20 protein-coding genes and 1 pseudogene are annotated in these 18,648 nt (G+C 60.6%); 11 read left to right on the forward strand and 10 right to left on the reverse strand.

Annotation, left to right across the window (positions count from 1 at the left end):
• Positions 1–544: 544 nt before the first annotated feature.
• Entirely contained in the window at positions 545–760 is a 216-nt protein-coding gene (locus tag V1280_RS43835; RefSeq protein WP_334537228.1) for a hypothetical protein, read from the reverse strand.
• Between the two features lie 244 nt (positions 761–1,004).
• Here V1280_RS43835 and V1280_RS43840 point away from each other — a divergent pair, with 244 nt between their 5' ends.
• Complete coding sequence (locus V1280_RS43840; RefSeq protein WP_334537230.1) at positions 1,005–1,160, forward strand: hypothetical protein; 156 nt, start codon at positions 1,005–1,007, stop codon at positions 1,158–1,160.
• A gap of 425 nt (positions 1,161–1,585) precedes the next feature.
• Complete coding sequence (locus V1280_RS47040) at positions 1,586–1,747, forward strand: DUF7662 domain-containing protein (protein ID WP_442895204.1); 162 nt, start codon at positions 1,586–1,588, stop codon at positions 1,745–1,747.
• A 109-nt stretch (positions 1,748–1,856) separates the two neighbouring features.
• Here the strand turns inward: V1280_RS47040 and V1280_RS43845 are convergent, their stop codons facing one another.
• Positions 1,857–2,036 (reverse strand): hypothetical protein, encoded by a 180-nt coding sequence (locus V1280_RS43845; RefSeq protein WP_334537232.1) that lies wholly within the window; start codon positions 2,034–2,036, stop codon positions 1,857–1,859.
• 691 nt (positions 2,037–2,727) lie between these two features.
• On the opposite strand from V1280_RS43845, the gene V1280_RS43850 reads away from it, so the two are divergent.
• The 3 genes from V1280_RS43850 (at position 2,728) to V1280_RS47045 (ending at position 3,652) form a co-directional block, all read left to right on the forward strand.
• Positions 2,728–2,994, forward strand: coding sequence for a hypothetical protein (locus V1280_RS43850; RefSeq protein ID WP_334537234.1), 267 nt, complete (start codon positions 2,728–2,730; stop codon positions 2,992–2,994).
• Positions 2,995–3,023: 29 nt separating this feature from the next.
• Entirely contained in the window at positions 3,024–3,257 is a 234-nt protein-coding gene (locus V1280_RS43855; protein WP_334537235.1) for a hypothetical protein, read from the forward strand.
• Between the two features lie 173 nt (positions 3,258–3,430).
• Positions 3,431–3,652 (forward strand): hypothetical protein, encoded by a 222-nt coding sequence (locus V1280_RS47045; RefSeq protein WP_442895205.1) that lies wholly within the window; start codon positions 3,431–3,433, stop codon positions 3,650–3,652.
• 155 nt (positions 3,653–3,807) lie between these two features.
• On the opposite strand, the gene V1280_RS43860 is transcribed toward V1280_RS47045, so the two are convergent.
• The 3 genes from V1280_RS43860 to V1280_RS43870 all read right to left on the reverse strand — a co-directional run bounded on the left by V1280_RS43860 (position 3,808) and on the right by V1280_RS43870 (position 5,452).
• Positions 3,808–4,227, reverse strand: coding sequence for a hypothetical protein (locus V1280_RS43860; protein ID WP_334537238.1), 420 nt, complete (start codon positions 4,225–4,227; stop codon positions 3,808–3,810).
• Between the two features lie 486 nt (positions 4,228–4,713).
• Positions 4,714–4,917: a hypothetical protein gene (locus V1280_RS43865; protein WP_334537239.1), complete on the reverse strand. Its 204-nt coding sequence runs from the start codon at positions 4,915–4,917 to the stop codon at positions 4,714–4,716.
• Positions 4,918–5,203: 286 nt separating this feature from the next.
• Positions 5,204–5,452 (reverse strand): hypothetical protein, encoded by a 249-nt coding sequence (locus V1280_RS43870; protein ID WP_334537240.1) that lies wholly within the window; start codon positions 5,450–5,452, stop codon positions 5,204–5,206.
• Positions 5,453–5,717: 265 nt separating this feature from the next.
• Here V1280_RS43870 and V1280_RS47050 point away from each other — a divergent pair, with 265 nt between their 5' ends.
• The 3 genes and pseudogenes from V1280_RS47050 to V1280_RS47055 form a co-directional block, all read left to right on the forward strand.
• On the forward strand, positions 5,718–5,984 hold the full coding sequence (locus tag V1280_RS47050; protein ID WP_442895206.1) for a PilZ domain-containing protein: 267 nt from the start codon (positions 5,718–5,720) through the stop codon (positions 5,982–5,984).
• 213 nt (positions 5,985–6,197) lie between these two features.
• Positions 6,198–6,611 (forward strand): hypothetical protein, encoded by a 414-nt coding sequence (locus V1280_RS43875; protein ID WP_334537241.1) that lies wholly within the window; start codon positions 6,198–6,200, stop codon positions 6,609–6,611.
• An 814-nt stretch (positions 6,612–7,425) separates the two neighbouring features.
• Positions 7,426–7,533, forward strand: a pseudogene (locus tag V1280_RS47055) (PEPxxWA-CTERM sorting domain-containing protein); the annotation flags it as partial.
• Here the strand turns inward: V1280_RS47055 and V1280_RS43885 are convergent.
• Entirely contained in the window at positions 7,526–8,032 is a 507-nt protein-coding gene (locus tag V1280_RS43885) for a site-specific integrase (protein ID WP_334537245.1), read from the reverse strand. The pseudogene V1280_RS47055 and the gene V1280_RS43885 sit on opposite strands and share 8 nt — an antisense overlap.
• A gap of 452 nt (positions 8,033–8,484) precedes the next feature.
• Complete coding sequence (locus tag V1280_RS43890; RefSeq protein WP_334537247.1) at positions 8,485–8,679, reverse strand: hypothetical protein; 195 nt, start codon at positions 8,677–8,679, stop codon at positions 8,485–8,487.
• A gap of 597 nt (positions 8,680–9,276) precedes the next feature.
• On the opposite strand from V1280_RS43890, the gene V1280_RS43895 reads away from it, so the two are divergent.
• A complete protein-coding gene (locus tag V1280_RS43895) occupies positions 9,277–9,513 on the forward strand; it encodes a hypothetical protein (protein ID WP_334537249.1) in 237 nt (78 codons plus the stop codon).
• A gap of 830 nt (positions 9,514–10,343) precedes the next feature.
• Here the strand turns inward: V1280_RS43895 and V1280_RS43900 are convergent.
• On the reverse strand, positions 10,344–11,651 hold the full coding sequence (locus V1280_RS43900; RefSeq protein ID WP_334537251.1) for a tyrosine-type recombinase/integrase: 1,308 nt from the start codon (positions 11,649–11,651) through the stop codon (positions 10,344–10,346).
• Positions 11,652–11,878: 227 nt separating this feature from the next.
• Between V1280_RS43900 and V1280_RS43905 the strand changes: the two genes are divergently transcribed.
• Together V1280_RS43905 and V1280_RS43910 are read left to right on the forward strand one after the other, a co-directional pair.
• Positions 11,879–13,339 carry a sensor histidine kinase gene (locus V1280_RS43905; RefSeq protein WP_334537253.1) on the forward strand — a complete coding sequence of 487 codons (1,461 nt, stop codon included), beginning with the start codon at positions 11,879–11,881 and terminating at the stop codon, positions 13,337–13,339.
• Positions 13,336–16,308 carry a bifunctional [glutamine synthetase] adenylyltransferase/[glutamine synthetase]-adenylyl-L-tyrosine phosphorylase gene (locus tag V1280_RS43910; RefSeq protein ID WP_334537255.1) on the forward strand — a complete coding sequence of 991 codons (2,973 nt, stop codon included), beginning with the start codon at positions 13,336–13,338 and terminating at the stop codon, positions 16,306–16,308. The genes V1280_RS43905 and V1280_RS43910 overlap by 4 nt, the downstream gene beginning before the upstream one ends.
• Here V1280_RS43910 and V1280_RS43915 read toward each other — a convergent pair.
• Positions 16,305–17,054, reverse strand: a complete 750-nt coding sequence (locus V1280_RS43915) for a molybdopterin dinucleotide binding domain-containing protein (protein WP_334537257.1) — start codon at positions 17,052–17,054, stop codon at positions 16,305–16,307. The two genes, V1280_RS43910 and V1280_RS43915, sit on opposite strands and share 4 nt — an antisense overlap.
• Positions 17,020–18,615, reverse strand: a complete 1,596-nt coding sequence (locus V1280_RS43920) for an FdhF/YdeP family oxidoreductase (RefSeq protein ID WP_334537259.1) — start codon at positions 18,613–18,615, stop codon at positions 17,020–17,022. Before V1280_RS43920 ends, V1280_RS43915 begins: the two co-directional genes overlap by 35 nt.
• Positions 18,616–18,648: the final 33 nt, after the last annotated feature.

An 18,648-nucleotide genomic window follows, 5' to 3' on the forward strand; every position in this document is an offset into this window, starting at 1 on the left:
CAGCGGCGTCGTTCGACGTCGGCCCTAGGAAAAGGCAGGTCGGTACAAGCCGATGGCGACAGCAGACAAGTTGAAGCATACACCTAACGTCTACTCAAACATCCGAGCGAGCGGCGGCCCAGACCGCCGCGTTCTTGCCCGCGAAATAGGCAGAGCCTGCCAGAATTGGTTAGTGGGTTGTTAATCGCCGTTCGGCAGGCTTGCCTCAGCGCTGCCTATTACCCCCAGCCCAGGTAGCGCAGCGATGGCCGGCGGCAGTGATGCCCGCTGGCCATTGTGCACACCCAAAGGGCAGTAGCTGCTGGCACCGGGCGAGCACCCGTCGACGGCAGGCTAGCCAAATCGGCCCCGCGCCTCGGGGTCCGCACCTATCCGCAGCGCGGGGCCGTAGGACTGCCGGGATCGCCCCAGCAGCCGGATCATGTTGCACACCGGTTGTTAATCGGGCCAGTCCAAATTGCGGACTTGGGGACGGGGCCGTGGGGGACATACGCGGTCTCGCACTGGGCGGAGGCCCGCCAGCTAGCCAGCCCCATCACCTCGCTCAAGCGGAATTCGAACGACTGTTGATCTGAAGCAGAGCGCGTCGGGCGACGGCAGTGAGGTCGCCTAAAGTGTGGTGTCCCGCCTCAGCCGCTTCAATCAGTTGCTCCGCGATGTACTTTCGACTTTCGTGATCGCCACCATGCGGAAGCTCGGCGCACACTTGTTCTAGGACGACGTCCATGTTCGCTTGCACTCGGGAGCTGATCTCGCCCATTGAGGTTTCCTCGAAGGAAGAAGACGCCAACATGCAGCATCCGATGCTTAGCTCAACATCAAAGTCCTCCGAGGGTTAAGGAGCGAGGAGGCTGTTGAGCTGTCATCGCGCTACCCCTTTCACGAGCACAAAAGTGCACACAGCGGGTGCGCCGCGTTGACGTTTGCTGCGAGCGCGTCAGGAACGTTGCCTGCGCTCCTGCGATTGGATTGCACCCGTCTGACGCGGCCGAAGGAGGCTTCGCATGAACCAGAACAATCAGAACCAAGGCGGCCAGCAGAACCAGCAAGGCGACAAGGGTGGTCAGCAGGGCCAGAGCCCCAACCAGAAGCCGGGCCAGCAGACGCAGCACCCCGGCGAACAGAAGCCGGGACAAGGCGGGCAGCAAGGTAATCGCTAAACATGGGAGGCCCCGGGCATGACCCGGGGCCTTCTCATCGAAGGCAGCAAATGCGGCGTCAGTCTGAAACGGGTTAACCGAAAATTACAGCTTCGGGTCAATGCTGAGATGATTGTAATCGCCGCACCGCGGCTCCCTCGGGAGTACCCGATCCGCTTCGATTTTACCTGCTCTGTTGGCAGTCTCCTCACTGGAGAAGTCCGCTATGTGCAAGGGAATTCTGATTGCGCTCTTGGCGCTCCTATTCCTAACGATGTGTGATCACTATTGGTCAGATGGCCGCTACACCGCAGCTGCGATCGTCATGACGAAGCAGATCGGTCGCGCCTACGGCGTCTGAGGCCCGGCTCGGGCTGGCCGACGCCGAATTTTGAAACCGAGCTCGTGTACGATAAGCAAATTTGTGCCTTGCCTGTGCTGAGACCATGACCTTCCGAAAATCGATCTACGAACCATTGCATCGGCTCTTGAGCGAACGTGGACAAATCGTTCGGCTGACCTTCTCCGAAATAGAAGAGATGCTTAGGAGAAAGCTCCCGGCATCGGCTCACAAATTCACGGCGTGGTGGGGCAACAAAGCTCGATGAAGGTTGGACATACCCAAGCAAGGGCTTGGATGAACGCGGGCTTTCGCGCGCATGCTTTGATTAAGGATCGCGTCGTCGAATTCCGCCGGGTTTGATCAAGCTGTGCGTTCTAACGCTTATCGAAGGCCTTCGCACGCTGGAACAGCACGGTTTGAAGTCCGGTGATGATCAACTTGTTCAACGTCTCACAATCGCTCGGCGACAGGTGGGGAAGCTGGCGCGACGTCTTCCACTGCTCAATGGCGGCGGTGACCGCGGCGCGCAATTCGTCATCAGTCGGGCTGGTCATCAGTCGATCCCAATGCGATCGCCTCATCTTGGCGTCTTTTGAATCGGATGCAATTGAACCTTCGATGTACCGGCTGAAGGTTACCTCAGCGCGGGCGAACGGACGATGCGATCGGATCGGCTCGCGATCCGCTGCGGGTGTGATCTTGCGACGTTAGAGATCGATCGCCGTTGCTAGATCACCCTGGCAACTGAGCAAATAACTTCCCACTCGTCCTGCTCGCTCGCCCCCGCTGTTTTTGAAAGCGCTGCAAGCGAGCGTAAACCGCTTGGCGGGTGCGGCGTAGCCGCTCGCCGACCTCCTCAGCTGTGGAACCTGCGCCAAAGAGTGAGAGCAATTCCGCCTCTTCGTCAGGCGACCATGGACGCGTCGATGTGCGATTGTTTGTCATTCGGAGGTTGCAATGCTTAAATGCGCGGCGGCGCTGGCCGCCGCGGCGGGTCGGGGAAGCGAGCCGGCCGCTCTGAGCGCGGCGGCGTCGGCAAGCGGCTGGGCTCGGGCGCGCGGTTACCCCGCGTCATCCACGCTGCTAGACGAGCGTAGCTTCGCCTGAGAGCCGGAACCAACCAACCCGCCGATGCGTCCTCGCGATCCATGCTCGAAGAGTAACTTTGAACCATTTAGAAAAGATTGCCGACTTTTCCCGACCGCGTAACCGATCGTAAATAGTGCGATGCGAAGTTATGCGAGCATGGAAACGGAAAACTCGCTTGAGACAATTTTGCAAGATGATCTCGGCCGTCAAGAAAAGCACAGCGTGGCCTTTAATCAGTATCACCGGCAATTTCTCAATCACCTGCGCGATGCCGATTGGATCGCCTGCATGAAGCTGCCCGACACTCCCAGAACAACGCTTACCCTTCTGCGAAATGGATGGATCGAGCAACGCGCAACGAAAGATGGCATCGAATACCGCATAACTAAAGCTGGCCTGACCGAATTGAGCCGGCCACGATAACCGTCAAGCCGCGGATGGGGACGCCGGACGTGTCGACCGCCATGCAACTGATCGTCGCTGCCTACGTGAGAGTGCGAGATCGGCGCTCCCTCGCTGATCTACTTGCGCATCGCCGTAAGGTGCTGGGCGAACTACAGTCCGTCTCCGGCATCAACCCAGCGAACGCTGTTCAGGCGATCCAAGACGAGATAGCGATCATCGAAGCCGGCCTCGATGAGCTGAAGCCGCCTCCTGGCTCTTTGCCCGAAAACGAGTGGAACTAGCAGGAAACCCCGTAACTGCGGCCGCCTTGCTCGCCCTGCCGCAAGAAGTAACCGCGCGGAAACAATGCGAACTACGCTAATTGTTGCGCTCAGTACGGACAGGGCGCGATACGCATGGGCAGGAGAAACCCGCTCCCGGAAGGTGAGCGGGTTTCTTTCTCGATTGAGCAAGAATGCGCGTAAATAAGATCACATGGGACAAAGTCGGCCGGGTAACCGAGCCCGGTCGATACAAGTGCTTTTTCGGATATATAACCGTCACTTCAGAGGACATTGAGGTGTGGACGCGCTACCCCAACGCCACGTTCACCTTGATCACGCGGCCGACGACTGAGCAATCGGTGGGTGAAGATTACCGTCTAGGCGCATTCGACATCGGCAATCCTCAACAGTAGGACGGTCCGCCGGCGCGGTCGGCCATGTCGAGGCTCACGCGAGCCGTCATTTCGCCGTGCAACTCCCGCTGCGCACTTAGGCGCCGTCACGCCCCTCACTGGCGCAGTGCTGCTGTTATCGAACCCTGAATATTCCTTATCGCGGCGGGATGTTCCTATGTCCAACTGTGAACGACGCCTTTCAATCCGGCCTGCTCACTCCAGTTGATGTGCGTTAGAACATGCGCTTCGAAGGGAAGCGGCTCAATGGCAAGCTCGACGAAGAAACCAGCAAAGAAGTCTGTCCAGCCAAACATCCGAGTAGTTGCGGCCTGTAGCAAGAGAACCAAGGACGCGGCGACTATGCTGATCCAAATAGGTAGCGACGCGACTACCGTAACCGAGAGCATTACTGCGACGAGCAATGAGAGTGGCGAATTCACCTGCGCGAAAGCGTCGGCGATCGAATAAGCCATCCGGTGGAAGAGGCCTTCGTGAACAAGGGATGTAGGTAGAGTGTGTGCGGGATCGGACCCGGGTGTTCCTACCGCCGCGGCGGCGGCGGCCAACAGCGCGACATAAGTAAATCCGGCCACCGAGCCGCCTCGCGAAAAAAATAGCGGGCGAATAGAGCAGGCCAAAACCGAGATACCTTCGCGCCGAGCCACGCCACGAATTGAGCTGCTGAAAGAGCAGCAGCAGCTTCGTCACCGGAGCAACGAAGAAAAACATAGTTTCCTGCGGGAATATCAGCGGTCTGCTGTTGAACAACGTGCGTCGTCGATTTACGAAACTTTGAAAAACATCGCGCTTCCGAAAAGGCCCGCTACTAGTAGTACGGCAAGGCCGAAAAGGCGGACGGTTGGCGGCGAGAGCGCCGGAATGCCTAGCGCTGCAGCGAAAGGAAAAAGGTCAGTATCGCCAGTATCCGCTCGGCCTCCACCCTCTGCCTCATCGCCACGAACGGTGTAGACAGAAATGCGAATCCATCCACGGTAGTAGCCGCCAGATGGTTCTTGAGAAAGTAGGCGATGGCACTCCCGCCATGACTGTGCCCGATCAGAAAGATCTTTCATTCGGATTCATCGATCGGATCGTTTGACCGATCTGGAAATGTCTACGGCGGCAGCCTCCCGTGCTCTCGCGGTATTTTTTCCTGTCCATGGGATCTGTTTGATCTGTGCAGTTTGGCCATTCGATACCGCAATCTCTTCCAGACCTTGCTGCAATGCAGGCCATTCAGCAGACTTCACAAAAGTGCCATGCACTAGGATGAACGTGGCCATGGCGGCCTCCCCGCGAGCGAAAAAGTAGACGCAAAGCCTATCCGAAACGGGCCGGCTATTCGACATCTCGATCGCGATCACAGTTCGGTTCATCCCGGTAGAGGGGCCTAAAGAGTGCTGATGATAACCGGCGGCAGCTTACAACGCGCGCGCCGCTGTCGCCCACGGCGCGCACGCAGTTCCAGAATTAACCCCCAGCTGCGACATCAAGCTTAATTCGCGTCTTCGATTGCACCCGGGCTGCGGAGCGATAGCCTCTCTGCACCGGACATTGCCCCGTTCGGGTTCACCATGGCGCAGCCGTCGCGCCAAGATATTCGGCGCGGCGGTTTCGTTTATCTGACACATGGGTATGAACTTCAATTTGGCGAATATGCCCGACGATGACAGGCTCGATCTCATTGAGATGCGACGACAGATCACGAACCTGCGCTCGCAACACTCTGACAATCTTCTGGTCACATCGCGATTGAACCGCTTCCTCGTGAAGATTGCTTTTCTCTCGGAGCCTAAAGATGCGACGCACGCTCGACATCTTCGGTCCAAATTAGCTCAGACGCTGCGAAGCGTTGAAGAAATGGTCTCGCGCGGCCGATCCACAGCGGCAGACGTAATCAGGCGGCGACCCAAGTAACACTAGCGCACGGCCGTTTTTGCGCCGGGGCGGGCCAGCGCCGATGCTCCATATAGTCGCGAAGTCGTCCTCGTCTCGCGTACCGGCGCCTTCGCGGCGAGGGGTCGCCGTCCCCCTTGGTCGGCGACCCCGCCTATGATGCTGACTGAACCTTGAGAGGCCGAAAGTGTCTGTTGAATGGACGGGTGGTGAGCGGCGACGCGTCACACGCAAGACGCTCGAACAGCTTGTTACGCTTTCTCTGCCAGGCGAAGTGACGATCATGCCCTGCAAGATGTTCAACCTCTCCGTCCTCGGCGCCTGTGTAAGGTTGAAAAATACCTCGATCCCATCGACCGACTTCCAATTGTCATTTGACGACTTTCGAACATCGTTCGATTGTCGCTTGGCATGGCGACAGGATGACCGCGCGGGCATCTCGTTCGTGTCTTAAGGTCGCGTATCGATCGGCGCGAACCCCTCCAGAGGGCGCCGATGCTGTCACCGATCAGTCGGCGATCCTGATTGCCGGCGCCCGACCGCGGGCCACTGATCCAGCGCAGCCGCCGGCGAGACCGTCATTTCCATCCCCTCTAGATGGGATCGGCCGCTATACGTGGCCTTGGACGGCGTCTAAACTTCTTTGGCCCGTTGATGGGGAACGACAATGGCTAAATTGACTGGAATGATTGTGGCCTTGACCGCAGTTCTCGGAGCTTTCGCGGGACTGATCGATGTATGTGGTCGCTTGATTAGCAGGACGGAGCCGGTGACCTGCCAGCTCAGTTTCCTAATTGGACTTGCTCTCCCGTGGTGTGGACCGCGGAGCAAGAACTACAATCTGACGGTTAAGGCCAAAGCTTCATCGAGCGGAAACGACAGCTTGAAAACGACCAAAGCTTGTGAAGCGTCGCCCGATGGCTGGCGCTTCGTTGCGGGAAGTTTTCGCGGAATTCCAGCGCTGGGAAATTCAGCCAGCGCGGAAGGTGGCTTCGGCGATGGGAAGCCCGGTTATCAGGCAGACGTAAAACCTGAACGGGTTTGCTTTGATGTCTGGGCCGATACGCACGAGCCCGCGTGACGAGAAGCTTTGAAGGTAGTGGGTCGGTGATTATCGAAAGATATTAGCGCGAGGCTCCATCGCGCGCGGCTGTCGGCCGCCGCCGGCTCCTGACCGAAATCGACGAAAACCTGATCCGCCGCGACCTGACGCCGGCCCAGCGCGCGAAGCTGATCGCGAAGCGGAAGGCGGCTTATGAGGTTGTCCATGGATCGGCGAAGGCCGTCGGGGCGCGGGCCGCGAACCGGAAGATGGGACGCGGCGACGCAACGGGGCGCGCAGTTAAATTTTGCACGTAAATAATTGCAACTGAGGCGACGAAATACGACATCCGTCGTATCGCTCGCGAATCAACCCGGCGGTATCTTCACCTAACATGACGCGCTTGTTAGCCTGGCTTGCGCCGAGGCCTGAAACCGTGGGGGAATGAATGAAGCTCAAGGCTCTCTTAGCAGGGGTAGCCCTTGCTGCAGCTACGCTTATAACGTCGGTTGCGCAGGCTGAAATACTCAACTTCGCTATTGATTGGGGTGCGCCCGGAGGCGCAGTCGAAACCTTTCAACTAGATACCCTGGCGGGCGGCGTCGATGCGTCCGGAAGCGCTTTTGTATTTTTCTCAATAACAAAGGATAACTTTGGCAATAATGGCATCTTTTTTGGCGACAGCTCGGTTGGTGGTTGGTTCGGAACAGGTCCTGCAGCTGGCAATGTAGTAGCCGAAACGGACTCCGACTATCTTCATCCGGCACTTTACGCTGATAATGGGTTCAATATTAATGCGGTTGCTGGAGAGACCTTAACCGGAAGGAATGGTTCTGTCGTTACCATCTCGGCCGCCGTCCCCGAGCCCTCCACATGGGCGATGATGATCCTCGGGTTTATTGGCGTTGGCTTCATGGCGTATCGGCGAAAGCACAGCGGACAGCAGTTCCGCGTCACCTGATCAGGTTGATCAAAACACGCAACACCAGAGGCCGCCTTCGGGCGGCTTTTTCTTTTGAGCACCCTGCATCTGCTATGTCGCAGTTTGTGCAGGTTTTCGGACGCCGCGATGCCGAGACCATCGCCATGCTCAGACAGCCGGCGTCCGAAAAGCGCCAGTCCGGAGGAGGTGGCGCGGCTAGCACCACCGGCAGCTTGCGGGGCTCATGGAGGAACGTGGTGTGCTCGATGATGTCGGAGCGCCTGAGCGTGACCCTGAAGAAGAATCGTAACGCAGCCACGGTGTGATTGAGAATCGGGACGTGCGCGCCGTTCGCCGCCAGATGTAGTTGAAAGCGCCGGACGTCCTCGAAACTCGCCGTGTCGGGCGATTGGCCGAGGAATGCAGCAAAATCCTTGATGGTGCGAATATAGCCTTGTTGGGTCTTTGGCGCTAATTTGCGGATCGTCATGTCTTCGATCATGCGCTGCCGCAATGGGCTCGTGGCCTCGTCGGTCATGGGGATGCTCCTGTCTTGAGTGAGGTTGTCGAAACCCCTCGATCTCAAGACAGGACGTCCCGTTGCGCGATCGTCTTGGCTGTGCCGCCCGCCGCAGCGCCTTATCGCGCGAGCGGTTTAGTCCTTTGACCTAAAGCGGACTTGGAGTGTTCCTGTCACCGGCGAAAACCGTTGGACGTCATGGGTCCTGCCTGCAGATCGATGAGGAGCAGCCCGTCTCGAAGCGAGCACCCCTGACGGGGTGCGCAGCACAATGGGCCTATGGGCGGCGAATGCCCGGCGTGCAGCCTGCGGGCCAAGCGCTGGCGCGAACGCCTCGCGCGAAGTATTCGCGCCTGCCATTGACATAGCGCTAGACGATGAAGTCCGTCGCATGCAGGTCCGCCGTATGGACAAATGGCGAAGAAAAACCCCGCCGAAGCGGGGTGTTGATGCAATGTAGCTGATAAATGCTAGCCTTTAGCCATGCACTCTTTGACATACGCACGCTTCTTCGACAGATGAAGCCCCTGCGCAGAAGCGTCCTTCTTGCAAGCCTTCTGCCTCATTAGCCACTCGGGGTTCTCCGTCGCACTTCCTGCAAGCGCCGGTGCGGCGACGGCTGCTGCGAGTGCTGCTGCGGCTGTGATAACGCCAATGTAATTCATAAAATCTCCAGAGGTGTGATGCATCAAGGACCATGTTAAGTACGTTGCGCACAAAGACAATGTAGAGGGCGCTCAAAATATTATCAAAGTAGTTCGTTGTTTGAACAAGGAGTAGGCAGTGTGACGAAGTGCCATGCAACGGTGCGCTGCCTTCCCGTGGTGAGTGCGGACCGACCAAATTGTCGCGTTCAAGCTGCCGCTCCATCCTCTTTGTCCGCACCACGCATCACGATCTTGACCACTTCATCCGGCAGCGACCTCTGTGGCGCCTTCGCCTCCTCCAACGGCGCGCGCATCCAGACATCGCGTTCCCTCCTCCGTCGTCAGGATCACCGGCATGGCCTTGGGGATGGATCGGCTCGACCGCCGCATTCGGCGTAGTCATAAACCATAGACAAGGTGCGGCCGGAGGATGGGCTTGGACTTGGACCGCGGGGAGCCCGGGCGCCGACAGGTACGGTTGCGACGTGCGCCTGTATCCTAATTCCCACACTTGCGACCAAAAGAGCGGCTGTTTGTCGCTTTTCGAACAGACACGCCAAACCTGCTCCGTTCCAACTCCACTATTGGAAGCAGTCATCGGTTAGGGAGGCGAAAATGCAACGTTCCCTGAAAATTGACATGACGCGCGACAAGCTTGTCGAGCGGTGCAAGCAACAGGCCTTCAATTATCTCGACCGAGGCGATCTTAAGAACTCGGTCGCCGCGTTGGTCGGCAATATGAACGCGCGTCCCGATTGCGAGCTGCCACACTACTTGGCAACGCTTTGTGCTTCGCTGCTAACGGCGAACGATGCGCTCGGCTGGAGGACCCTCGTTGAAGGATTGAGGTGATGGTCCGATGATAAACATGCGGGATCGGCAATGATGGAGCGCGACGAGGGGTCTCCTCCATCCAGGTTCTTGGTTCGCCAAGGGTTCAAGGGCTGGATGGTTTACGATCGGCAACGTAGGGGGCCAGCGGTGGTTGGGATCAGTCTGGCGGTCAATTTGACGAAGGAACAAGCCGAGCGCATCGAGCGGACGCTAATGGATAAAGCGCGAACGGGGGGCATCCCTGATTAGGGCAGCCTCCAGCCTATTACGGCGTTGAGCGGGTTGTGCAAAATGATAGGGGGCTTAGCCGTCGCGCAGCAATTCGGGAGCATCCAGAGACATTCATCTCAATCCTTTTCTTGACGGCTTATGAAAGCAGCCGCTCCGCTGGGGGCGGACCGCCTTTATGCTGACATTAGCGGATGTCTTGGCTATTGCAGCAGCAATGCGGAGATGAGGATTTGCACCAATGCTTAACGTGCCTTGCCTTGAGTCGGAACTTGGGCGCTTCATCGCAGCTGTCGCTCAATGGAATTCAGCGTCAGATCGAGATCGCGCAGACCATTCATAATCTGCTGTACTGTGTTGAAGTCATCCTGCGGATCAATCGTGTAGGTGATGAATGAGCTGTGCGCGGCGGTTCTTCTATTAGTAAGCTGGCGACGATCGGAAGTAGCCCAATAGGCGAATGACTGGGACGCTCTGAGAGTTAACGCGCGACGGCGCTATGCTGCTTAAAAGCCTCGGACCACACATACGAAATGCGACAGCTTTCTCTCCAATTCGCCTTGCCTCGAATATCTTGACACCGCGTTGTAGATCGCTCAACCAAATTTTGGCGCGCCTCGTTAGGCAACGAGTCTGAGCTTTTGCCGCTTTCTTTCGGCTGGTTGCTCTCCCGACGCATTCTTGTGCGGCTTGATGAAGTCAGCCCACGCCTGAAGCACCTCGCGGCGTCGCTGGATCATCTCGCTGTCCCAATACGACAGTTCAGCCTCATCGCCGATACGGTGTGACAGGCAGAACTCGAGCACTTCGCGACGGAAATTATGCTCCTTGTTGTCAGCACCCCAATTTCGGAAGCTCGTGCGGCAGCCATGCATGGTGGATTTGACGGCAGTGCGCTCGATGGCCCCAACAAGCGCGTTCGCCCGGAACGGCTGATGTTCGTCCACATGGTCGGAGGGGAATACGTACTTATCCGTGCGCCGCATCGATTGGATGATCTCGATGGCCTGATCTGACAGTGGAACGAGATGGGGTTTCGGCTCTAGCTCGCCCTTAATTTTCATCTTCTCAGCCGGAACTATCCACGTCTTTGCTTCGAAGTCGAGCTCGGTCCACTCCATGAGCCGGATTTCTTGGCTCCGCGACACCGTGAGGATGCCGACTTCTGTGCAGCGCGCGGCGTTGCCGAGATCATAGCGCAGCTCCGTCATCATTTGCGGCATCTTCGTATACGGCGCGGAGCGATGTCTCTTCTTACGATTCAGCTTGCGGGGCGACGGTAGCAGGTGTTTCAGATTGCCGCGCCATGCCGCCGGGTTCTCGCCCGTGCGGAGTCTCAACGCCTTGGCGGCGTCCATCAGCCGCTCGATCCTCTGGCGTGTCCGCGATGCTGTGACCGGCTTCACGGTCCAGATCGCCTTGAGTGCCTCCAACACGTGCTCGGTGGTGATCTCCTGGACCTTCTTTTCGTGCAAGCTCGGCACGTCGCGGATGGAGCGCTGCCATTGGTTCAACTCTTCTTTGGACAGCCCTTGGCACCAATCAGGGTACTGCTCCTCCGCAAACTCCTTGAACGTCTTGATGCCCTGAGCAGTGGCCCGCTTCTTGACGCGCGGATCGATGCCCTCGCGCTTCAACGCGACTTTGTAGTCGCGCGCCTTCTCGCGCGCGCTGCTTAGGGTCAGAACGTCACCGCCTGCGCTGTCGCGGTCGCCAGCCTTGGCGAACTCCATCTGCGCCCGCTTGCCCTCGAGGTCAGTGAAGCGGAAGGCCCACACCCGACCGCCGCTCCCGCGCACCACCAAGTAGAGCCCTCCATTGTCCGCATGAACGCCAGCTTGCAGGGATTTAACTTGGTTCGAATTGAGTGCCACTTTAACATTCCCCTTTCGCTTACCAGCTACCGTCACGGATGCTTTGCTCGTCATGGCCAGTCGTTCCGCAATCGACCTGTTTAGGATGGTCGTCACGGATACTTTGAAAGGGAATGCCGCGTCAACTTACCATTTTTTTGCCAGAGCCGGCTGGAGTTCGGCGATTTTCAACGAAGTGAGACGATAGCACATGAAGCTAAGTAGCTGGAAACAAAGTGGAATATAGATTTTGGCGATGGCCGGTGATGGCAGACGCGAAGCAAGAAATGGGTACATGATCCGTGACGGCATTCGGTAAACTCGTCCGCACCACGGCATTCCGGCTGACGCTGGTCTACCTGTTCCTGTTTGCGATTTTCGCGGCCTCGCTGCTCGGCTATTTCGCCTGGAACACGCGGCGGCTGATCACTGAAGAGATCACGCAGACGGTGAATGCCGAGACCTCGGAGATCTCTGAGATCTACGGTCGCCGCGGCATGTACTACCTCGTGCGCGCGATCGAGTATCGGGCGCTGCGGCCCGGCGCCAATCTCTACCTCGTGACCACGCCAACCGGGCAGGCGGTCGCCGGCAATGTCGGCTCGCTGGCGCCCGGCGTGATGGCGACGCGCGGCTGGACGGAGACCGCCTATCGCCGGATCGAGGACGCGGATGACCGCGACCATCGCGCGCTGGTGCGCGTCACCGAGTTGGAGAACGGTTTCCGCCTCCTGATCGGCCGCGACCTCGCCGAGCGGCGGCGCCTATTCGGCATCGTCGCCAAGGCGGCGCAATGGTCGGTGCTGATCGTGGTGGTGCTTGGCCTCGGCGGCGGCATTTTCGTCGCGCGCCGGGTGCTGACGCGCATCGACGCGATGTCCGGCACGGCGCATCGCATCATGATCGGCGATCTCAGCGAGCGCCTGCCGGTCGGGCGCAGTGGCGACGAGCTCGACCGCCTCGCCGAAAACCTCAACGCCATGCTGGAGCGGATCGAGGCGCTGATGGTGGGGCTGAAGGAAGTCTCCGACAACATCGCCCATGATCTCAAGACGCCGCTGACGCGCTTGCGCAACCGCGCCGAGGAGGCGCTGGCGAAATCGGGCTGCGAGGCCGACTACCGCGCGGCGCTGGAGCGGACCATCGAGGAATCCGACGGACTGATCCGCACCTTCAACGCGCTGCTGATGATCGCGCGCGCGGAGTCCGGCCAGGCACGCGGCAACATGGATGATTTCGACGCAGCCGATGTCGCAGGCGGCATTCACGAGCTCTACGAGCCGCTGGCCGAGGACGACGGCATGACCCTCAAGGTCAAGACGCAAGCCGCGCCCATTCACGGCAATCGCGAATTGATCAGCCAGGCGCTCGCCAATCTCGTCGAGAACGCGATCAAATACGGCAAGCCGGCCGCGCAACCGGCTGGAACCGTGGTCAGCATGGACGCCCGTCAGATCACGATCGAGGCCAGGCGCGAGGGCGACCAGGTGCTGCTCACCGTCACCGACCGCGGTCCTGGTATTCCCGAAGCCGACCGCAAGCATGCCGTCGAGCGATTCGTGCGGCTGGAGGCGAGCCGTACCATGCCGGGCTCCGGCCTCGGCCTCAGCCTCGCATCCGCCGTCGCCACGTTGCATGGTGGCGAATTGCGGCTGGGCGATGCCCATCCGGGCCTCGTCGTCACGCTGCTGCTGCCGGCGCGCGCGGGGGCCGGCGACAGGGTTGCTCCGCCAATGCCGGATGTGCCACAGAAGGTGGCATGAACCACTCCGCGCCGGGAAACGCGGACAAGCATGGTGAGAGCCTGGCCGCGTGCTTCGCGGAGGCTCCCCATATTGCCGTTTCCACAATCGAAGAACCGCGTTTTGCAACCTGGCTGGCCGAGCTTGAGCCGGCACACTCGGCTCGTGTTGAAGCGCTGCTGATCCATCCCTTTGCCCGGGACATTCTCGCCGGCATCGCGGAATTCTCGTCTTATTTGTTCGATCTGGTGCGCGCCGATCCGCTGCGCCTGATCCGGCTGCTCGAATGCGAGCCGGATGCGCATCTGGCTGCGCTGATCGCAGAGGCGAGGGGCGCGGTGCTCGCCGCCCCCGACGAAGCCGAGGTGATGCGGCTGCTTCGCCGGATGAAGGCGGAGGCGGCGCTCCTGATCGCGCTGTGCGACGTCGGCGGAGTCTGGCCGGTGATGCGGGTGACAGCCGCGCTGACCGACATCGCGGTGTCGTCGGTGCAGGCGGCGCTGCAGTACTTGCTGCGACAGGAAGCCACACGCGGCAAGCTCATGCCACCCGATCCCGAGGCGCCGGAGGTCGGCTGCGGCCTGATCGTGCTCGCGATGGGCAAGATGGGCGCGGGCGAGCTGAACTATTCCAGCGACATCGATCTCATCGTGTTCTTCGATCCCGATGCCACGACCCTTGCGCCCGACATCGAGCCGCAGCCGTTCTTCGTCCGGGTGACGCAAGGCATGGCGCGCATTCTCCAGCAGCGCACCTATGACGGTTATGTCTTCCGCGTCGATCTGCGGCTGCGTCCTGACCCGTCCTCGACGCAAGTGGCGATCTCGCGAGATGCCGCGTTGAACTACTACGAGCGGGAAGGGCGCACCTGGGAGCGCGCCGCGATGATCAAGGCGCGGGCCTGCGCCGGCGATGCCAGGGCTGGCGAGGCGATGCTGGCCGAGATCGCGCCGTTCGTCTGGCGCAAGCATCTCGACTTCGCCGCACTTGCCGACGTCCACGACATGAAGCGGCAGATGCAGACTTATCGCGGCCAGAGCGAGGTCTCGGTCGAGGGCCACAACGTCAAGGTTGGCCGCGGCGGCATCCGCGAGATCGAATTCTTCGCCCAGACCCAGCAGCTGATCGCCGGCGGCCGTCATCCGGAACTACGGGTCCGGCCGACGCTTGCGGCGCTCAACATCCTCGCGTCCAGCAACTGGATCACCCCTGCTGCGCGCGACGAACTGACCACGGCGTATGAATTCCTGCGCCGGGTCGAGCACCGCCTCCAGATGATCGCCGACGAGCAGACCCATGCGCTGCCCGAGGACAAGGAGGTGGTCGAACGCTTCGCCTGGTTCTTCGGCTATGACAGCCGCGAGAGTTTCGCGCACGACCTGTTGCGGCAGCTCGGGATCGTGCAGGGGCATTACGAAAAGCTGTTCGAGGGTGATGATCCGACCGGCACGGCAAGCCTGCCTGCAATCGACTATCGCGCCGGTCCTGACGATCCGCGCCTGCTTCAGCACCTGACGACGCTCGGCTTCAAGAAGCCCGCTGCCGTGGCGCAGACCGTCCGCGACTGGCTCACCGGCGACTACCGCGTGTTCCGCAACGAGCAGACGCGAAACGCCTTCGTCGAGTTCGTGCCGGCCCTGATCGACGGCCTCGCGCGTGCCGAGGAGCCGGACCGCGCCGTCGTCGCGTTCGATCAATTCCTCCAGGCACTCCAGCGCGGCGGCCGGCTGATCACGCTGCTCGGCCAGAACCGCGATCTCGTTGCGCTCGTCGCGCGCGTGCTTGGCGCGGCGCCCCGGCTTGGCGAGATGCTGGCGCGGCAGCCGCAGCTGATGGATGGCCTGATCGATCCACGCTTCTTCGGCGCCATGCCGGACAAGCGGGAATTGTCGGCGCGGCTTGCGACCACGGTGCACGATGCAGGCTCCTACGAGGAGTTTCTGGACCGCCTGCGCCTGTTCGGGCAGGAGAGCCTGTTCCTGATCGGCACGCGCATCCTCTCCGGCACCGTCTCGGCGCAGCAGGCGAGCACGGCCTTCGCCGACGTCGCCGAAGGCATCGTCCACACCGTTCACGGCCTCGTCGCCGATCGCTTTGCGGCCCAGCACGGTCGCATCAAGGGGCAGGAGACCGCCATCATCGCGATGGGCCGGCTCGGCAGCCGCGAGATGACGGCGTCCTCGGATCTCGATCTGATCCTGCTGTATGATTTCGACAGCGACAATCCGGACTCCGACGGTGAGAGGTCACTGCAGGGCGCGCATTATTTCGCCCGCTTCACCCAGCGTCTGATCAGCGCCTTCACCACCCGCACCAATTACGGCGTTCTCTACGAGATCGACATGCGGCTGCGTCCCTCGGGACGCGCCGGTCCGGTGGCATCGAGCCTCGTCTCCTTTGCGGACTATCAGGCCAACGAGGCCTGGACCTGGGAGCACATGGCGTTGACGCGCGCGCGCGTGGTGTCGGCATCGCCCGAATTCACCGCGCGGATCGAGAGCATCATCCGCGAGGTCCTGACCCGTCGTCGTGATCCCTCGGTCACCGCCAATGACGTCGCCGACATGCGCCGCGCAATCGCGCAGGAGAAGGGCGAGACCGACTATTGGGACCTGAAATATGCCTCCGGCGGCATGGTCGATATCGATTTCATCGCGCAATATCTCCAGCTCGTTCATGCCCATGACAAGCCGGATATTCTCGACGTCAGCACGGTGCAGGTGCTGGACAACGCCGCCAGGCTCGGCGTGCTGCCGCATTCGGAGGCGGAGATCTTGCGCGCCGCGGCGCGGCTCTATCACGATCTGACGCAGATCCTGCGGCTCTGTGTCAGCGACCGCTTCAAGCCGGAAACGGCGGGCACCGACCTTCAGCGTGTGATGGCGCGCGCCGGCGATGCGCCGGATTTCTCCTCGCTTGAGGCCCGGGTGAAGGAGACCCAGAGCGAGGTGCGGCGCGTGTTCAAGGCGCTGGTCGATAATCGCGGCTAGTTTGGCTCGGGCGGCGCGTCGGCGGCCGGCTTGATCTGCACCGGTATGGATTTGTACGACGGCGTTCCCGACTTCGCGTCGTAGTGATCGAGCGCGACCAGCACATTGGCTTCCGGATAGTAGGCCGCAACCGACCCTTCAGCGATCTTGTAGGCGACAGCCGTCACGCCGCGCAGGATGCGCTCGCTCAGGCCTTGCTCGGCCGGATCGTCAACGCTGACGTCGACGACGTCGCCATGGCTCAATCCGCGTTTCGCAAGATCCTGCGCGTTGACGAAGACCACGTCGCGGCGCCCCTTGATGCCCCGATAGCGGTCGTTCAGCCCATACAGCGTCGTGTTGTACTGATCGTGGCTGCGGATCGTGGTCAGCGTCAGTGCATTTTCGTTCGGCGGATCTTCTTCGAGGCCGGGATAGACCAGGAAATTGGCCTTCTTGCTCGGTGTCAGCCATTCGCGTTCGGAGGCGGTGTTGCGAAGACGGAAGCCGCCGGGATGCAGGACGCGCGCGTTGAAATCCTTGAAGGCAGGAAATACGCCTTCGATGCCCTCGCGTATCCTGTTGTAGTCCGCAATCATCTCGGACCACTGCACCTTGGTGTTTGGCAGCGTCGCCATCGCCATTTCGGCGATGATGGCCGGTTCGGATTTCAGGTGCTCGGATGCGGGCCTCAGGCCGCCGCGCGATGCATGCACCATCGACATCGAGTCTTCAACGGTGACGGCTTGCGGGCCGGTCGCTTGCATGTCGATTTCGGTGCGTCCCAGACATGGCAGGATGAACGATTGCCTGGCCAGCAGCAGGTGCGAGCGATTGAGTTTTGTCGCGATATGGACGGCAAGATCGAGGCGCGCGCATCGCCTCGAAGGTGGCTTGCGGGTCCGACATGGCAACGGCGAGATTGCCGCCGAGGCAGATCAGCGCCTTCGAACGGCCGTCCCGGATGGCTTCGACCGCCTCGACCGCGTTATGTCCTTTCGCGCGCGGTGGCTCGAAACCGAAGACGCGGGCGATGCCGTCGAGCAGAGCGTCATTTGGGATTTCGGTGATGCCGACGGTCCGGTCGCCCTGCACATTGGAGTGGCCGCGCAACGGCGAGATGCCGGCGCCCTCGCGTCCGATATTGCCGCGGAGCATCAGCAGATTGGCGATCTGCTGCACATTGCCGGTGCCGTGCCGATGCTGGGTGATCCCCATCCCGTAGTTGATGATGACGCGATTGGCCTTGGCATAGACGTTTCCGATGGACTCGATGTCAGACCGCGAGAGACCGGACGCCGCCTCGATCGCATCCCAGGAGGTCGCCTCGATATCGGCCAGCAAGGCCTCGATGCCTGTGGTGTGGGCCGCGATGAACTCGCGGTCGAGCAGGCCGGGGCCGCCCTCCGCAAGGCTGCTTGCATCGAGGGCAAGCAGGGTCTTCATCATGCCCTTGAGCACCGCGATGTCGCCGCCGACCTTCACCAGATAATAGGACGACGCGATCGGCGTGGAGTCGAGCGTCAACATCTCCACGGGGCTCTGCGGCGATGTAAAGCGCTCCAGGCCGCGCTCGCGCAGCGGATTGATCGCGATGATCGGCACGCCGCGCTTGGACGCCTCGCGCAGCGTGGTCAGCATGCGTGGATGGTTGGTTCCGGGATTGTGGCCGATGCAGAAGATGCAGTCGCTGTGGTCGAAGTCCTCCAGCGTCACCGTGCCCTTGCCGACCCCGATCGATTCCGGCAGGCCGACGCTGGTGGCCTCGTGGCACATGTTCGAACAGTCGGGAAAGTTGTTGGTGCCGTATTCGCGGACGAACAATTGATACAGGAAGGCGGCCTCGTTCGAGGCGCGTCCCGAGGTGTAGAACTCCGCCATGTTCGGGTCGGGGAGCGCGCGCAGCGCCGCGCCGATCTGGCTCATCGCGTCCTGCCACGAGATCGGCAGATATCGATCCGTGGCGCGGTCGTACACCATGGGGTGGGTGAGGCGGCCTTCGTTTTCGAGGTCGTAATCCTGCCAGGTCCAGAGTTCGCTGACGGTGTGGCTGGCGAAGAACTCGGGCGTGGTCCGTTTGGCCGTCGCCTCCCAGGTCACGGCCTTGGCGCCATTTTCACAGAACTCGAACGATGAGGTGTGCTTCGGGTCCGGCCAGGCGCAACCGGGACAATCGAAGCCGTGGGGCTGGTTCATGGTGAGGAGACCATGGGTCTCCTTGCCGGGGGCCATCTGCCCACGAACGGCGTCGGCGACTGCTTTCAGCGCGCCCCAGCCTGCGGCCGCGCCCTGGTAGTCTTCAATGCCTTCGAGTTTCTTCCGGGTCATCTGCCGCCTCATTGTCTGAAGGGACAGCATAAT

Source organism: Bradyrhizobium sp. AZCC 2230, from assembly GCF_036924495.1.
Classification (GTDB): domain Bacteria; phylum Pseudomonadota; class Alphaproteobacteria; order Rhizobiales; family Xanthobacteraceae; genus Bradyrhizobium; species Bradyrhizobium rifense.

Excerpts from the sequence above, each read along its gene's own strand:
- V1280_RS43835 (WP_334537228.1), bottom strand. The coding sequence starts at position 760 with ATGGGCGAGATCAGCTCCCGAGTGCAAGCGAACATGGACGTCGTCCTA.
- V1280_RS43840 (WP_334537230.1), top strand. The coding sequence starts at position 1,005 with ATGAACCAGAACAATCAGAACCAAGGCGGCCAGCAGAACCAGCAAGGC.
- V1280_RS47040 (WP_442895204.1), top strand. The coding sequence starts at position 1,586 with ATGACCTTCCGAAAATCGATCTACGAACCATTGCATCGGCTCTTGAGC.
- V1280_RS43845 (WP_334537232.1), bottom strand. The coding sequence starts at position 2,036 with ATGACCAGCCCGACTGATGACGAATTGCGCGCCGCGGTCACCGCCGCC.
- V1280_RS43850 (WP_334537234.1), top strand. The coding sequence starts at position 2,728 with ATGGAAACGGAAAACTCGCTTGAGACAATTTTGCAAGATGATCTCGGC.
- V1280_RS47045 (WP_442895205.1), top strand. The coding sequence starts at position 3,431 with ATGCGCGTAAATAAGATCACATGGGACAAAGTCGGCCGGGTAACCGAG.
- V1280_RS43865 (WP_334537239.1), bottom strand. The coding sequence starts at position 4,917 with ATGGCCACGTTCATCCTAGTGCATGGCACTTTTGTGAAGTCTGCTGAA.
- V1280_RS43870 (WP_334537240.1), bottom strand. The coding sequence starts at position 5,452 with ATGTCGAGCGTGCGTCGCATCTTTAGGCTCCGAGAGAAAAGCAATCTT.
- V1280_RS43875 (WP_334537241.1), top strand. The coding sequence starts at position 6,198 with ATGGCTAAATTGACTGGAATGATTGTGGCCTTGACCGCAGTTCTCGGA.
- V1280_RS43885 (WP_334537245.1), bottom strand. The coding sequence starts at position 8,032 with ATGACCGACGAGGCCACGAGCCCATTGCGGCAGCGCATGATCGAAGAC.
- V1280_RS43890 (WP_334537247.1), bottom strand. The coding sequence starts at position 8,679 with ATGAATTACATTGGCGTTATCACAGCCGCAGCAGCACTCGCAGCAGCC.
- V1280_RS43895 (WP_334537249.1), top strand. The coding sequence starts at position 9,277 with ATGCAACGTTCCCTGAAAATTGACATGACGCGCGACAAGCTTGTCGAG.
- V1280_RS43900 (WP_334537251.1), bottom strand. The coding sequence starts at position 11,651 with ATGACGAGCAAAGCATCCGTGACGGTAGCTGGTAAGCGAAAGGGGAAT.
- V1280_RS43910 (WP_334537255.1), top strand. The coding sequence starts at position 13,336 with ATGAACCACTCCGCGCCGGGAAACGCGGACAAGCATGGTGAGAGCCTG.
- V1280_RS43915 (WP_334537257.1), bottom strand. The coding sequence starts at position 17,054 with ATGCAAGCGACCGGCCCGCAAGCCGTCACCGTTGAAGACTCGATGTCG.
- V1280_RS43920 (WP_334537259.1), bottom strand. The coding sequence starts at position 18,615 with ATGACCCGGAAGAAACTCGAAGGCATTGAAGACTACCAGGGCGCGGCC.